Genomic DNA, 14,977 nt, shown 5'->3' on the forward strand with positions numbered 1-14,977 from the left:
GACCCCCGCCGCTCCGAACCCGCCCTCCGCCGCACCTCCCGCCACGACCGAAGGACCACCACGCATGAGCATGACCCCGGAGCAGGCCACCTGGTTCGCCGACGTCGCAGGCCGCATCGTGACCAACGTCGAGCAGGTGCTCCTCGGGAAGACGTTCGTGATCCGCCTCGCGGTCACGGCGATGCTCAGCGAGGGGCACCTGCTCCTCGAGGACGTCCCCGGCACGGGCAAGACGAGCCTCGCTCGTGCAATGGCGCAGAGCGTGCAGGGCACGACGAACCGCATCCAGTTCACGCCCGACCTCCTCCCGGGCGACATCACCGGCATCAGCGTCTACGACCAGCGCACGCAGGAGTTCGACTTCCACCGCGGCCCGGTCTTCGCGAACATCGTGCTGGCCGACGAGATCAACCGTGCGAGTCCGAAGACCCAGTCCGCGCTGCTCGAGGCCATGGAGGAGTCCGCGATCACGGTCGACGGCGTCAACCACCGTCTGGCCGCCCCGTTCATGGTGATCGCGACGCAGAACCCGATCGAGCAGGCCGGCACGTACCGGCTGCCGGAGGCGCAGCTCGACCGCTTCCTCATGAAGACGTCCATCGGCTACCCCGACCACGCCGCCACCGTGAAGATCCTCGAGACGTCGTCGGCTCCGTCGGCGTCCGTCCCGCTGGCGAGCGTCGTGCCCGCCGCGACGATCACCGAGATGGCCGCGCTGGCACGCACCGTGCACGTCGACGCCGTGATCGCCGACTACGTCGCCCGACTGGTCGACGCCACCCGTTCCGCGAGCGAGGTCCGACTCGGCGTCAGCGTCCGCGGAGCGATGGGCCTGATCCGTGCCGCCCGTGTCCTGGCGGCCCTGAGCGGTCGGCACTACGTCACGCCCGACGACGTCAAGGCCCTGGCGGTCCCGGTCCTCGCACACCGCATGGTGCTCGACGCGGAGGCCGAGTTCGACGGTGTCAGCGCGCCGAGCGTCATCGCGCAGCTCCTGGTGGAGACCCCGCCGCCCGCCGACCGAGTCACGACGTGACGGACCGCCGGCCCGTCTCCACGCGTTCGCGTCGTCCGTCCTCGACGCGGTCGCGTCGTGGCACGACGGCGTACGAGCGCACGGGGACGGTCACCGGCATGACCAACGTCCGCACGCGGATCGTCGGGGACCGCGAGGGCGTCGCGGCCGATGCGGTCATCGGGATCGTCCGGCTCTGGGCAACGGTCTGGAGGCTCGTCCTGCGTCTCTGGGGCGAGGTCTCGTCCGTCGTCACCGGGCTCGGGTGGACGGTCGCCGCGCTCACGCTCGTCGCGTTCGTCGCCGGCTACCGGTTCGGCCTGCGGGAGATCGTCGTCGTCGGGTTCGCCGGTGCCGTGCTCGCCGTGGTCGCGGCGGTGGCGCTGATCGGACGGTCGCGGCTGGCGATCCGGATGCGGTTGCCGCAGCACCGCGTGGCCGTCGGCGACGAGGCCGGCGTGATCGTGACGGCCGAGAACCCCACGCGTCTGCCCTCGGTGCCGACCACCGTCGAGGTGCCCGTCGGCTCCGGGCTCGTCGACGTCGCCATCCCCGTGATCGGCCCGCACGGCGCCTTCGAGCGGCAGGTCCCCGTCCCCACGATCCGTCGAGGTGTGCTCGACGTCGGACCCGTGACCGGTGTCCGCGCCGACCCGGTGGGACTCGTCCGTCGCGAAGTCGTCTGGACCGCCCGCGAGCAGGTCATCGTGCACCCCCGCACCATCGCGATCCCGTCGACCAGCACGGGTCTGGTGCGCGACCTCGAGGGCCAGGCGACGACGGACCTGTCGCCGGCGGACATCGCCTTCCACGCCATCCGCGAGTACATGCCCGGTGACGACCCGCGCACCATCCACTGGAAGTCGACCGCCAAGTCGGGCGCGCTCATGGTCCGGCAGTTCGAGGACACCCGGCGTTCGCACCTCGTGGTCGCACTCGGCATCGCCCGTTCCGAGTTCGCCGACGACGAGGAGTTCGAGCTCGCGGTGAGTGCAGCGGCGTCGCTGGGCGCCCGCGCGATCCGGGACGGCCGCGAGGTCTCGGTCGTGGTGTCGCAGCGCACGCCGGAGTTCGCGAAGCGTGCGGTGTACGCCGTCCGGACGCTCCCCACCGTCACCCCGACGCGCCTGCTCGACGACTTCGCGTCGGTCGGTCTGGCCGACGCCTGCCTGCCGATCGCCGAGGTGTCCCGGATCGTCGGCAGCGACACCGATGGCATCTCCGTCGCGTTCCTCGTGGTGGGGTCGACCGTCGGACTCGCGGCCCTCCGGCTCGCCGCCACGCGGTTCCCGGTCGGCGTCGAGGTCGTCGCGGTGATCTGCGAGCCCGAGGCCCAGCCCCGGTTCCTGCGGGTCGCCGGCCTCACGGTCATGACCGTCGGCTACCTGGACGACCTCCGGCACGCCCTGCACCGATCGGCGTCGGCAGCGTGAGCGCGGCACCCGTCACCACCCCGGTCCCGGCGGACCGGGCGAGGCGTTCGACCCGCCGATCCGACCGACGCGACGCCCGACGGCTCGTCCCGTTCCGGCTGGCCGGCGGCACCCTGGCGGTGTGGCTGTTGCTGGCCGTCGCGAGCACGTCCTGGTGGCCGGTGTACCGCGACGGCGCGATGATCACCGCAGCGGCCACCGCGATCGTCGCCGGCACGCTCGTCGCACTGCTCGGCACGGTGCTGCGGCTCCCGATGGCCGTGGTGTCGATCGCGACGGTCGCGGCCTTCACGCTCACCGGGGTCCCGGCCGCGGTGCCCGTGCAGGCGAACGGCCTGCTGCCCACCGGACGCGGGCTCCTCGACCTCTTCGCCGGCGTCGCCCTCGGCTGGAAGCAGCTGGTGACCATCAGTCTGCCGGTGGGGTCGTACGAGGCGCTCCTCGTGCCCTACTTCGTGACGTTGCTCGTCGCCACGGTGACGGCCGTGAGCGTGGCGACCCGCGCCTCCAGGCAGGAACTCGCCAGCATCCCGGCACTGGTGCTCTTCGCGGTCGGCGTGGTCGTCGGACCGAGCCGGATGGACACGTCGATCGTGACGGCCGTCGTCCTGGTGGGCATCGCTCTCGTCTGGGCGCTGACGGTGCGGCACGCGCGGCGCGCGGTCGCGGTGGCGACCACCATCGGCTCGAGCGTGCCGGTCGCACGGTCCATCGTCCGCCCCGCGCTCGTGGGGACGGGGACCATCGTGGCCGCGGCGGTCGTGGCGACGGGGCTGGGCCTCGTGGCGCCGCCATCGGGGGACCGCACCGTCGCCCGCACCGACGTCGTCAAGCCGTTCGACCCCCGCGACTACGTCAGTCCGCTCAGTGGGTTCCGCGCCTACGAGGGGTCCGACGCGGCCGACGCGACGCAACTCCGGGTGACCGGACTGCCCGAGGACGGCTTCGTCCGCATCGCGACGCTCGACACCTACGACGGCGTGGTCTACCGCGTCGGTGGCGCGGACGGTTCCTCCGGGTCCGGCACCTTCGAACGCGTCCCGACCGCCGTCGACGTGCGTGGCGTGCGCGGCACCACCGTCGACGTCGGGGTGACCGTCGACGGGTACCGCGGTGTGTGGCTGCCGACGGTGGGCGACCTGGAGCGCGTGGAGTTCACGGGACCAGACGCCGACGACGAGCGCGGTGCCTTCTTCTACAACGGGTCGACCAGCACCGGAGCCGTGGTCGGCGGTGTCGGTGCCCGGACGTCCTACGACCTGACTGCCGTGGTGCCCGACCAGCCGACGGAACGACAGCTCGCCGCCGCGCGACCGGGGAGCGCCGCCGTGCCCACCGCGCGCGACGTCCCCGAGGCCGTCCGCGACACCGTGGAGTCGACGACGAAGAGCGAGTCGGCGCCCGGGGCGAAACTGCTCGCGGCGCTGCAGGCGCTCCAGCGGAACGGGTACGTCAGCCACGGCGTCGGTGACGACCGGATGAGCCGTTCCGGTCACGGCGCCGACCGCCTCCAGGAGCTGCTCACCTCGCCCCTGATGATCGGCGACCAGGAGCAGTACGCCGCGGCCGCGGCACTGATGGCGGACGAGATCGGGTTCCCCGCGCGGGTCGTGATGGGCTTCACGGCCGGGGGAGACTCGGGCACTGGCGGCACCGCGCAGCGTGGCGGCACGACGACGTTCCGCGGTTCGGACGTCACCGCCCGGATCGAGGTGGACACCGCCCAGTGGGGATGGGTGATGCTCGACCCCAACCCCGAGGTGCGGGAGATCCCGAACGAACAGCAGCAGACGCCGCAGCCGGTGACCCGACCGGAGACCGTCGTGCCGCCGCCCCCGGTCGACCGGCAGGACCAGGACCAGCAGGCGCCACCGGAGAGCGACCGCAACACGCCGCCGGTGCAACCGCTGTGGCTGCAGATCCTCCTCGCGGTGCTGCCCTGGGCGCTCGGCACCCTCGGCGTGGTCGCCCTCGTGCTCCTGCCGTTCGTCGTGATCGTCCTGCTGAAGCGGCTGCGGCGTCGGCGACGGCGGAACGCCGGGACACCCCGCGGCCGCATCGTCGGCGCATGGGACGAGTACCGCGACGCCCTGCTGGACCGCGGGCACGACGTGCGTCGCTCCGCCACCCGCCGCGAAACGGTCGTCGGCGCACCCGGGGACGGTGGCGCCGGACTCGCCGCGCTGGCCGACCGGGCGGTCTTCGGGCCGAGCGACGTCGACCGGACCACCTCGGACCGCATGTGGGCGGCGACGGACGACGCGATCGGTTCGCTGCGGACCGGCCGCACCAGACGAGAGCGGTTCCGGACCGCGGTCTCGCTCCGATCGCTGCGCGGATCCGGTGGACGTCCGGCACCCGGTCGTCGACGCGGAACCGGCGGCCAGGGTGCGTCGGGGCACGGCGACTACGATGGCCAGAGGCCGGACGAGCGTCGTGGACGGCCGAGTGAGGACAGAGGCACCACGTGATCAGATGCGAACACTGCGGATCGATGCTCCCGGACGGGGCGATCTTCTGCGGTGAGTGCGGACGCGCGGTCACCGCCGCGGCCAGCCGTCGCCCGGTCGCGCCGACCCCCGTCGAACAGGCACCGCCGCCACCGTTGCAACAGCCGGACGCCCACGGCCGACGGTCCGACCCGGCGTCCGACGCCTGGTTGCCCGAGGCCACCCTCGACCCCGCCACCCGCGCCTGGCTCACCGGTGCCGACCGCAGGGGCACCGAGCCGCCCGCACCCGTTCCGGTGCAGCGCCCCGACGACTTCGCCCCGCGGCAGGCCCCGTCGCACGTGCACGGTGCCGGATCCGGGCTCGAGGACTGGTCGGGAGCCCCGGCCCAGTCGGACCCGGAGCCTGCGCTCGACCCGGACGCGTACCCGTCCGGACCCGTCGACGCCGACGACCCCGAGCACACGCGTCTCGCCCCGGCGACCCCCGCCACCCCTGTGGACGACGTCGAGCTGCCCGTGGCCGACCAGCTTGCCCCCGCTCAGCCCGTCGCGCCGGAACCGGTCGCACCACGGCCGGTCGCCGAGCCCACCGCGCCGGTCTGGGCTCCGCCGGCGTCCACCGCGCCGCCCGCTGCACCCGCCGGTCCGTCCTGGTGGGTGGGTCGCGGCACCCCGGCCGCTGCCGACGCTCCGGCCGATCCGGCCGTCCCGCCGATGCCGGACGCTCCTGCAGAGCCAGCCGCCGAGCAGGCGGCCCCCGCTCAGGACGATCGAGACGCCCCCGAGCCGGACCACGACGAGACCGTCGTCGCTGCCTCGGATCCGAGCGCCGCCCAGGCACCCGCCACCGAGCAGCCAGCCGTCGTGTCGCCCCCGCAACCCGGGGACACCGCCGTCGTCGAGCCTCTGGTCGACCGTCGGCCCCCGCGTCCGGCCCCGCTCGTCACGCCCGGCATGCACGAGACGACCATCTGCCACGTCTGCGGCAACCGGCTCGAGCCCGACGACATCTTCTGCGGCGAGTGCGGAGCCGTCCGACCGGCCGTCACCGCGGCGTTCACCGGCCCGGTCATGCCGCTGCCGATGACGCGACCCGACTGGGCAGCCGAGGATTCCGACGTCACCGATGCCGACGGTGCTGACGCGCACGACGCGTCGGTCGAGTCCGATGCGTCCGCCGAACCGGACGACGAGATCCCGGTGGACGACGAGTCGGTCCGCGACGACGAGTCCGTCCACGCCGGAGTCGAGCAGTCCGAGCCGGGCCGACGGCCCCGCGGGGCACATGCGGCCCCGGTGGCCGAGCCGGAGACACGGTCCGATGCTCCCGCCGCGCCGCACGCTCCGATCCCACCGGTGCCCGGTTCCGCGACGGCCCCGTCCTCGGCGCCGTCCGCGACGACCGCGGGCGTGCCCCTCGCCGCGCCGCTGCCCCCGGTCCCCGGGGCGACCGGACCCGCGCTCCCACTGCCGCCCGCTGACCGCTCGGAGCCCGTCGCAGCGGCCGACGCGCTCGACGACCTCGACGAGGACGTCGACGAGACCCGCATCGTCGCGAAGACCCCGACCCGGGCGCCCTTCGTCCTGCACTTCAGCACCGGAGAACGCTTCGGGGTGCACGGCACCGGGCTCCTCGGCCGCCTGCCGCGCCCGCAGCCGGGGGAGCGGTACGACGACCTGCTGACCGTGCACGACCCGGGCAAGTCGGTCTCCAAGACCCACCTCGAGCTCGGCCGTGAGGGCGATGACCTGTGGGTCTCCGATCGGTTCTCCGGCAACGGCACCGTGGTGCGGCACATCGACGGCTCCATCCGGCGTTGTGAGCCCGGGCGTCGGTACCGGGTCGAACGTGGCGCCCGCGTCGACATCGGCGAGCAGTTCTTCCTGGTGCAGTAGGCGACTTCTCCACAGATCTCGTTCGGCGCCGGTGCTGATCGGCCCGGCCTGGTGCGATGGGGTGGTGTCCCCGTTCACCGCCCGCTGCCTGGTCGTCGCTGCCGCGATCGTGCTCGTCGTAGCCGGGCTCCTGGCCCCGGTCAGCGGGCTGGGACACGGTGTCCTGCTCGCTGGCGGCGCCTGCTGCGCCCTGGTCGACGTCGTGCTCCATCGCTCGGCGTCACCTCGGTCCGGCACCGGCATCGGCCCCGTCGTGGTCGTCGCACCACCGCCGCCAGGCCAGTACGACGCGACGGCCCGACCCGACGCGACGGCCCGACCCGACGCGACGGCCCGACCCGATGGACCGGACCACCCCGAAGGACCGGACCACCCCGGCGCGCCGGAGCGCCTCGTCGGGGCCGGCGACGACGACGGAGCCGCCGTGCTCGTCCTCGGGTACGGGTGTGGGCCCGATGCCAGCGTGTTCGAGGTCGACCCGGTGTCCCACGTCGTGGTCCTCGGTACCGGGGTGCTCGCCGACGCCGTGTTCGGGGGACTCGCCGAACAGCTCCGAGCCGCAGCCGCCCGTGACGACGACGAGCTGCGGTGGGCCGTCTCGCCGGGGTTCGTCGCCGCGACGATCGGCATGGTGCCTCCGGACTGCGACACCGGAGACGTCGGCGACACGCTGATCTGCGGGGCCACCGGGGCCGCCGGGGCCGCTGCCGACGGTGGCCCGACGATGCGGACCCTGCCGCCGGGCACCTCCGTCGTCGCCCGGCTCACCGCGGACGGCCGACCGCACGGCACCGTGGTGCTCGTCGCCGGGCTCGGATCGATGCCCCGCAACTGGGACGTCGCGGTCGAGGTCACGCGCTACGGCTGCTCCGTCCGACGCCCCGACCAGGCACGGGCCGTCCGGGTGACACCGGTGCTCCCGCTCCTCACCGGATGAGGGTCAGCACCGACCGGTCAGCGCAGCCCGGCCCCGACGCGGACCGACCCGACGGGCACGCCGCCGCCGAGCACCGGCTCCCCGGTCGCGGCGAGCACCTCGGCGACCCCGTCGGCAGCGACGAGCCCGTTCCGCTCGAGCAGCGCGAGGGCCGCCAGGGTGCCGGCACGCTGCGAACCGTCGAGCACCTTCACCGCCACCGCGGCACCGCCGGGCAGGCCCATCACCATCACTCCCTCGGCACCGAGCTTGGCGAGGACCTGCAGCCGCTCGATCGTCACCGTGTTCGCACGCCCCACGCCGTCGATCGCCCACGGGTGCGCGAGGACGGCGTCGGTCAGCGCGGCGGAGTCGCCGTCGGCCCGGGCCACGACACCGGCGAACCCACGTGCCAGACCGGTCAGGGTCAGCGGGAACACGGGAGCGCCGCAGCCGTCGGTACCGACCAGGTCGACGGTCTCGTGCGTGTACTCCTCGACCACGGAGCGCACCCGCCGCTGCAACGGGTGCTCGATGTCGAGGTAGGTCGCCGCGTCCCACCCGTTCACCCGGCAGGCCGCGAGCATGCCGGCGTGCTTCCCGGAGCAGTTCATCGCCAGACGGCGGGGACCGTCCATCGTTCGGGCGGTGCCGCGGTCGAAGGGCATGTCGGGCGGGCAGCCGAGGTCGGCCTCGACGTGGTCGAACGACTCGAGCATGTGCAGGGCGAGGGCCTGGTGCGCCGCGGTGCCGGCGTGGCTCGCGGTGGTGAGGACGAGCTCCTCATCGGAGAACAGCGCACCGGCGCCTCGGACCGCCAGCGCCTGGAACGGCTTCATGGTCGAGCGCGGGTAGATGCTCGCGGCGACGTCGCCCACGGCGTCGATGACGGTGCCGGCCGCGTCGACGACGACACCTGCCCCGATGTGTCGGCTCTCGTCGAACCCTGAGCGTTCGAGCACCGCCAGCTCGACGGAACCGTCGGCGGTGAGAGGATGGCGATCAGTGCGGACTTCGGGGCTCACCGTCATGCCGCCATGCTAGCCAAGGCGGACACCCGCCACGGCCGGACCGACGCCGACGAGAAGGGCCGAACCGTGAACGACCACTCCTACGAGGTCTCCGTCAGCTGGACCGGCGACCGCGGGACCGGCACGTCCGGGTACCGCGACTACGGCCGTGAGCACGTGGTCTCGGCGACCGGCAAGCCCGACGTCCCCGGCTCCGCCGACCCGACGTTCCGCGGGGACCGCGACCGGTGGAACCCCGAGGAGATGGTGGTCGCGGCACTGGCGCAGTGCCACATGCTCAGCTACCTGCACGTGGCGGTCACGCAGGGCTTCACGGTCGTCGACTACCGGGACACCGCGACCGCGTCCCTCCGCCTGAACCGTGACGGCTCGGGCGAGCTCACCGCGGCGACCCTGCACCCGGTCGTCACGATCCTCGAGGCCGACCGGGTCGCCGACGCCGAAGCCGCACACGTCACCGCCAACGAGCTCTGCTTCATCGCACGGTCCGTGGCGTTCACGGTGCACCACGAGCCGCAGCTGGTCGTCCGACCTGCGTCATTGGCAGGGGACTCTTCGACAGGTGGGGCAGACTAGGTCCTCGTGAAGCGTCTGCGCCTGCTCCCGATCGCCATCGTCCCCGCCGTCGTGCTGGGACTCGCCGCCTGCTCCGGTTCCGGTTCGAACGGATCCTCCGCCTCGCCGACCCCGTCGGCCAGCGCCACGGCCTCGGCGATCACCTCCTGCCCCGACCCGGGCAAGTCGTCCGACGCCATCAAGGCGACCGGGTCGTTCGGCGGACCGAAGGCGCCCGCGGTGAAGTTCACGTCCGGACTCTCCGCCAAGACCCCCCAGGCCACCCGGCTCGTGAAGGGCAAGGGCGCGGCACTCGCTGACGGCGACTACGCGCAGGTGTCCTACAGCGTGTACGAGGCGTCCGACGCCAAGAAGCTCGGCACCGTCGGCTTCGACGAGGGCAACCCGCAGGTGCTGTCCGTCGGCGGATCGGGCTTCGGCGCGCTCCTCGCCTGCTCGAAGGTCGGCGATCGGGTCGCCGCCGTCGGCCAGTCCTCCGCGCTCGGCTTCAACACCGGCGGCGAGATCGTCGTCGTCGCCGACGTCGTCGCGCAGACGCCGACCAAGGCGAACGGCACCCCGCAGGACCAGGACCCGGGTCTGCCCACGGTCACGCTCAAGGCCTCTGGTGAGCCGGAGATCACGGTTCCCAAGGGCGTGAAGGCACCCACCAAGACCACGGTCGAGGTCCTCAAGCAGGGCGACGGCGCCGACATCGCCGACGGCGACACCGCGCTCGTGCAGTACAAGGGCGTCGTCTACGACACCGGCAAGGAGTTCGACTCCTCGTGGTCGAAGGGCGTCCCCACCACCTTCACGGTGTCGGAGAGCGCGCTCATCAAGGGCTTCGTCACCGGGCTCGTCGGCCAGAAGGTCGGCTCACAGGTCCTCATCGTCGCCACCCCGGAGGACGCCTACGGCGCCAACCCGCAGGAGGGCTCGGGCATCCCGAAGAACGCGACGCTCGTCTTCGTGGTCGACATCCTCGCCAAGGGCTGACCATGACGGACCGCCGCGTCGGCAGCACCGGTCCGGACCGCAGACGCATCGTCGTCCTCGGCAGCACCGGGTCGATCGGCACCCAGGCGCTCGACGTCGTGGCCCGCAACCCCGACCGCTTCGAGGTCGTCGGCCTCACCGCCGGCAGCAACCGCGACCTCGTCGCCGAGCAGGCCGCCCGGTTCGGCGTCCGTGACACCGCGTTCGGCGCCGCCGACTCCGAGCAACTGGTCCGGAGCGTCGAGGCTGACGTCGTCCTGAACGGCATCACGGGTTCGGTGGGCCTCGGCCCGACGCTCGCAGCGCTCGAGAGCGGCGCGACCCTCGCCCTCGCGAACAAGGAGAGCCTGATCGTCGGCGGCTCCCTCGTGCAGCAGGCCGCGGCGCCCGGGCAGATCGTGCCCGTCGACAGCGAGCACTCCGCGATCGCGCAGGCGCTGCGCTCCGGCGCCGACGCCGAGGTGCAGCGGCTCGTCCTGACGGCGAGCGGGGGCCCGTTCCGCGGGCGCACCCGCGAGCAGCTCAGCGACGTCACGCCCGCCCAGGCGTTGGCGCACCCCACCTGGGACATGGGTCTCGTCGTCACGACGAACTCCGCGACCCTGGTCAACAAGGGGCTCGAGGTCATCGAGGCCCACCTGCTCTTCGACGTGCCGTACGACCGCATCGACGTCACCGTGCACGCGCAGTCGATCGTGCACTCGATGGTGGAGTTCGTCGACGGCTCCACCATCGCCCAGGCGTCGCCCCCGGACATGCGCCTGCCGATCGCCCTCGGCCTGGCCTGGCCGGACCGGGTGCCCGGGGTCGGCGTCCCGCTCGACTGGACGACCGCGAGCACCTGGACGTTCGAGCCCCTCGACCAGGACGCCTTCGGTGCCGTCGCCCTCGCGAAGCAGGTGGGTGAGCTGGGCGGGACGTTCCCGGCCGTGTTCAACGCCGCGAACGAGCAGGCCGTCGCCGCGTTCCACGCCGGCGCGATCGGTTTCCTGGACATCGTCGACACGGTCGAGCGCATCGTCGAGGAGCACACCGCGGGGGAGCTGTCACTCGACGGCGTGCTCGCGGCGGAGCAGTGGGCCCGCACCGCTGCGGACCGCGCGCTGACCCGCTGACGCGAGTCGCGCCTCCCGTCCGACGCGGAGGCGGCAGACCGCGGACGGCGACGGACGGGAGGCCCGGATCACCTCTCAGACGGCGCTCGGCTCCGTCATGGAATCAGTCCCGTACTCTTTCCCGGTGACCGTCGAATCCGTCCTGCTCTTCGTCCTCGGCGTGGTCGTCTTCATCATCGGCCTGCTGGTCTCGATCGGACTCCACGAGCTGGGGCACCTGTCCTTCGCGAAGCTCTTCAACGTCAAGGTGACGCAGTACTCGCTGGGCTTCGGCAAGGCGATCTGGTCGTTCAAGCGGGGCGAGACCGAGTACGGGATCCGCCCGATCCTGCTCGGCGGCTACATCTCGATGGTCGGCATGCTGAAGCCGCGCGCCTCGGGCCGGGCGAACGCCATCACGAACACCGGCATGTACGGCGCGTTCGTGCAGGACGCCCGCCAGGCCAGCGCGGAGCAGATCGCGGACTCCGGCGGGGACGACTCGCGAGCCTTCTACCGGCTGACGCCGTGGAAGCGCATCATCGTGATGGTCGCCGGTCCGGCCATGAACCTGGTGATCGGCATCGTGCTGTTCGGCGTGCTGCTGTGCGGGTTCGGGTCCCCGACCACGACCTTCACCTCGAGTGTCGCGTGCGTGCTGCCGGACAGCCAGACGACCGAGTGCTCGCCGGGCGACGCGGTGTCCCCGGCGAAGCAGGCCGGGATCGCGTCCGGTGACGTCGTGCTCTCGGTGAACGGCGAGCAGGACCCCACCATCGCGCGGGTCTCCGAGGTCTTCCAGGAGTCCGCCGGCGAGCAGGTCACCGTGGTGGTCGAGCGCGACGGGGCGGAGAAGACGCTCGAGATCACCCCGACGACCGCCACCCGCGACGTCTACGACGCCGAGGGCAAGGTCGTGAAGAACGACGACGGCACCACGAAGACCCAGCGCGTCGGCGTGGTCGGGGTCAGCATCGGCCAGTCGCTGGTGCGGCAGTCCCCGGCCGAGGTGCTGCCCGCGACCGGCGCCCAGATCGCGGCGTCGGCGCACCTGATCATCGACCTGCCGCAGCGCCTGGTCGCCGTGTGGAACGCCGCGTTCGGTGCCCAGGAGCGGTCGCAGGACAGCCCCGTGTCGGTGGTGGGCGTTGGTCGCGCGATCGGCGAGGTCTCGTCGATGAGCGGCGTCCCCGTCGTCGACAAGGCGTACACGATCCTCGGGCTGCTGGCCTCGCTCAACATCGGCCTGTTCGTGCTGAACATGGTGCCGCTGCTGCCGCTCGACGGCGGACACATCGCTGGTGCGCTCTGGGAAGCGATCAAGCGACGGTCGTTCAAACTCGTCGGCAAGGCGGACCCGGGGCCCATCGACCTGGCGAAGACGATGCCGCTGACGATGGTGGTCGTGGTGCTGCTGGCAGGGATGAGCGCGCTGCTGATCTACGCCGACATCGTGCGGCCGGTGAACCTGTTCGGGTAGTCGCTCCGGCGCTACGCTCAGCGGATGACCACAGCCGCCCCGAACCCTCCCGAGGTTCGCACCGTCGAGCGCCAGGGCCTCGACGTCATCGCCGAGTCCGATCGGAAGGGCACCCCACGGGGACTGTTCTGGCCGTGGTTCGCGGCGAACATCTCCGTCCTCGGTCTCGCCTACGGGTCGTTCGTCCTCGACTTCGGGATCTCGCTGGCCCAGGCGACGATCGTCTCGGTCATCGGGGTGGCCTTCTCGTTCCTGCTCTGCGGCATCGTCGCGATCGCCGGCAAGCGCGGGTCGGCGCCGACGATGGTACTGAGCCGCGCGGCCTTCGGGGTCCGCGGGAACCGACTGCCCTCATTCCTCAGCTGGGTGCTGACCGTCGGGTGGGAGACCTCGCTCGCCGCGGCGGCCGTGCTCGCCACCTCGACGGTGTTCACCGAACTCGGGTGGGACGGCGGGGTCCTGACGAAGGTCGTCGCGCTGGTCGTCGTCGCGGCCCTCATCGTCGGCGCCGGGATCGCCGGGTTCGACGTCATCATGCGTCTGCAGGCGGTCATCACCGTCGTCACGGCCGTACTGACCGTCGTCTACATCGTGCTCGCTGCGCCGACGATCGACTTCGCGACGCTGGGCGCTCTGCCGTCGGGCAGCGCCCAGAGCGTGACCGGGGCCCTCGTCCTGGTGATGACCGGCTTCGGACTCGGCTGGGTGAACGCCGCGGCCGACTACTCCCGGTACCTGCCCCGTTCGGCCTCGACCCGTGGGGTCGTCGGGTGGACCACGTTCAGCGGCGCCCTCGCGCCGGCGATCCTCGTGGTGATCGGTGTCATGCTCGCCGGTTCGTCGCCGGACCTGCAGGCAGCGATCGCGAACGACCCGATCGGCGCCCTGACGACGATCCTGCCGGTGTGGTTCCTCATCCCGTTCGCGATCGTCGCGATCCTCGGGCTCGTCGGCGGCGCGGTGCTCGACATCTACTCGTCCGGACTGGCGCTCCTGAGCGTCGGCGTGAAGATCCCGCGTCCGGTCGCCGCCGGGGTCGACGGCCTGTTCATGGTCGCCGGCGCCGTGTACATCGCGTTCTTCGCCTCGAGTTTCGTCGCGCCGTTCCAGGCCTTCCTCATCACCCTCGGCGTGCCGATCGCCGCCTGGGCCGGCATCTTCGTCGCTGACGTCGTCCTGCGACGCCGCGCCTACGCGGAGGCCGAACTCGACGACCGTCACGGACGCTACGGCGACGTCCGGTGGCTGCCGATCGCGCTCGTCGTGCTCGGCACCGCGCTCGGCTGGGGTCTGGTCACGAACACCCTCGGCGTGCCGTCCTGGCTCAACTGGCAGGGCTACCTGCTCGGCCCGTTCGGCCTCGGCGGACGCGAGGGGCCCTGGGCGTACGCGAACCTCGGCGTCCTCGTCGCCCTGGTCGTCGGGTTCCTCGGCACGCTGCTGTTCGCGCGCGGGTCGATCCGTCGGCAGGAAGCGATCGGCACCCCGGACGACCTGCGATGAGCGCGGCGGTCCCCGACGACGCCTGGCTCGTCGTCATCGACATGCAGCAGGTCTTCACCGGCGAGAACCCGTGGTCGACACCGCGGTACGACCACGCCGGTGCCGGCATCGAACGGCTGCTGCCGCGCTTCACAGGCCGCACGGTCTTCACCCGCTTCGTCGCTCCGACGCAGCCCGAGGGTGCCTGGGTGCCGTACTACCGCGACTGGTCCTTCGCACTGGTCCCCGACACCGACCCGCTGTACGCGCTCACCGAGCCGTTCGCGTCCGCAGCCGCGGACCGGAACGACCCCGTCGTGACGGAACCGACCTTCGGAAAGTGGGGGACGAGCCTCCAGGCCGTCGTCGGCGACCACCCGCACCTGGTGTTGACGGGCGTGTCGACCGACTGCTGCGTGCTGTCGACCGCGCTGGCGGCGGCGGACGCCGGTGCCACGGTGACCGTCGTCGCGGACGCCTGCGCCGGCGGGACCGACGAGGACCACGAGCGCGCCCTCGCGGTGATGCGGCTCTACGCCCCGCTCATCACGGTCGTCGACTCCGTCCAGGACCTCTGAACGAACCCACGGGGACCGGACCCGGCGCGCTCGGACCGAGCGCGTA

At 72.5% G+C, this 14,977-nt stretch carries 12 protein-coding genes; 11 read left to right on the forward strand and 1 reads right to left on the reverse strand.

Translation table 11 applies throughout. The features are described 5' to 3' along the window. Positions 1 to 64 precede the first annotated feature (64 nt). The 5 genes from KK087_RS13905 (at position 65) to KK087_RS13925 (ending at position 7,733) form a co-directional block, all read left to right on the forward strand. Positions 65 to 1,036 (forward strand): AAA family ATPase, encoded by a 972-nt coding sequence (locus tag KK087_RS13905; RefSeq protein WP_214530858.1) that lies wholly within the window; start codon positions 65 to 67, stop codon positions 1,034 to 1,036. Positions 1,037 to 1,134: 98 nt separating this feature from the next. After that, positions 1,135 to 2,448 carry a DUF58 domain-containing protein gene (locus KK087_RS13910; RefSeq protein WP_250893312.1) on the forward strand — a complete coding sequence of 438 codons (1,314 nt, stop codon included), beginning with the start codon at positions 1,135 to 1,137 and terminating at the stop codon, positions 2,446 to 2,448. Further along, on the forward strand, positions 2,445 to 4,919 hold the full coding sequence (locus KK087_RS13915) for a TgpA N-terminal domain-containing protein (protein ID WP_214566095.1): 2,475 nt from the start codon (positions 2,445 to 2,447) through the stop codon (positions 4,917 to 4,919). Before KK087_RS13910 ends, KK087_RS13915 begins: the two co-directional genes overlap by 4 nt. Then, positions 4,916 to 6,796, forward strand: coding sequence for a zinc-ribbon domain-containing protein (locus tag KK087_RS13920; RefSeq protein ID WP_367575438.1), 1,881 nt, complete (start codon positions 4,916 to 4,918; stop codon positions 6,794 to 6,796). The genes KK087_RS13915 and KK087_RS13920 overlap by 4 nt, the downstream gene beginning before the upstream one ends. A gap of 64 nt (positions 6,797 to 6,860) precedes the next feature. Continuing rightward, positions 6,861 to 7,733, forward strand: a complete 873-nt coding sequence (locus KK087_RS13925) for a hypothetical protein (RefSeq protein ID WP_214566105.1) — start codon at positions 6,861 to 6,863, stop codon at positions 7,731 to 7,733. A gap of 17 nt (positions 7,734 to 7,750) precedes the next feature. On the opposite strand, the gene KK087_RS13930 is transcribed toward KK087_RS13925, so the two are convergent. Beyond that, entirely contained in the window at positions 7,751 to 8,743 is a 993-nt protein-coding gene (locus KK087_RS13930; RefSeq protein ID WP_214530868.1) for an asparaginase, read from the reverse strand. Between the two features lie 6 nt (positions 8,744 to 8,749). Here KK087_RS13930 and KK087_RS13935 point away from each other — a divergent pair, with 6 nt between their 5' ends. The 6 genes from KK087_RS13935 (at position 8,750) to KK087_RS13960 (ending at position 14,931) form a co-directional block, all read left to right on the forward strand. After that, positions 8,750 to 9,319: an OsmC family protein gene (locus KK087_RS13935; RefSeq protein WP_250901135.1), complete on the forward strand. Its 570-nt coding sequence runs from the start codon at positions 8,750 to 8,752 to the stop codon at positions 9,317 to 9,319. A gap of 6 nt (positions 9,320 to 9,325) precedes the next feature. After that, the gene (locus KK087_RS13940) at positions 9,326 to 10,297 is read left to right on the forward strand and encodes an FKBP-type peptidyl-prolyl cis-trans isomerase (RefSeq protein WP_214530870.1); all 972 of its coding nucleotides are present in this window, start codon (positions 9,326 to 9,328) and stop codon (positions 10,295 to 10,297) included. A 2-nt stretch (positions 10,298 to 10,299) separates the two neighbouring features. Then, positions 10,300 to 11,412 carry a 1-deoxy-D-xylulose-5-phosphate reductoisomerase gene (gene dxr, locus KK087_RS13945; RefSeq protein ID WP_214566107.1) on the forward strand — a complete coding sequence of 371 codons (1,113 nt, stop codon included), beginning with the start codon at positions 10,300 to 10,302 and terminating at the stop codon, positions 11,410 to 11,412. A 124-nt stretch (positions 11,413 to 11,536) separates the two neighbouring features. After that, entirely contained in the window at positions 11,537 to 12,871 is a 1,335-nt protein-coding gene (locus KK087_RS13950; protein ID WP_214530873.1) for a M50 family metallopeptidase, read from the forward strand. Between the two features lie 24 nt (positions 12,872 to 12,895). Next, positions 12,896 to 14,374: a purine-cytosine permease family protein gene (locus tag KK087_RS13955; RefSeq protein WP_214530874.1), complete on the forward strand. Its 1,479-nt coding sequence runs from the start codon at positions 12,896 to 12,898 to the stop codon at positions 14,372 to 14,374. Then, on the forward strand, positions 14,371 to 14,931 hold the full coding sequence (locus KK087_RS13960) for a cysteine hydrolase family protein (protein ID WP_214530875.1): 561 nt from the start codon (positions 14,371 to 14,373) through the stop codon (positions 14,929 to 14,931). Before KK087_RS13955 ends, KK087_RS13960 begins: the two co-directional genes overlap by 4 nt. Positions 14,932 to 14,977 lie beyond the last annotated feature (46 nt).

The sequence above is a fragment of the Curtobacterium aurantiacum genome (assembly GCF_018598555.1).
GTDB classification, from domain to species: Bacteria; Actinomycetota; Actinomycetes; order Actinomycetales; family Microbacteriaceae; genus Curtobacterium; species Curtobacterium aurantiacum.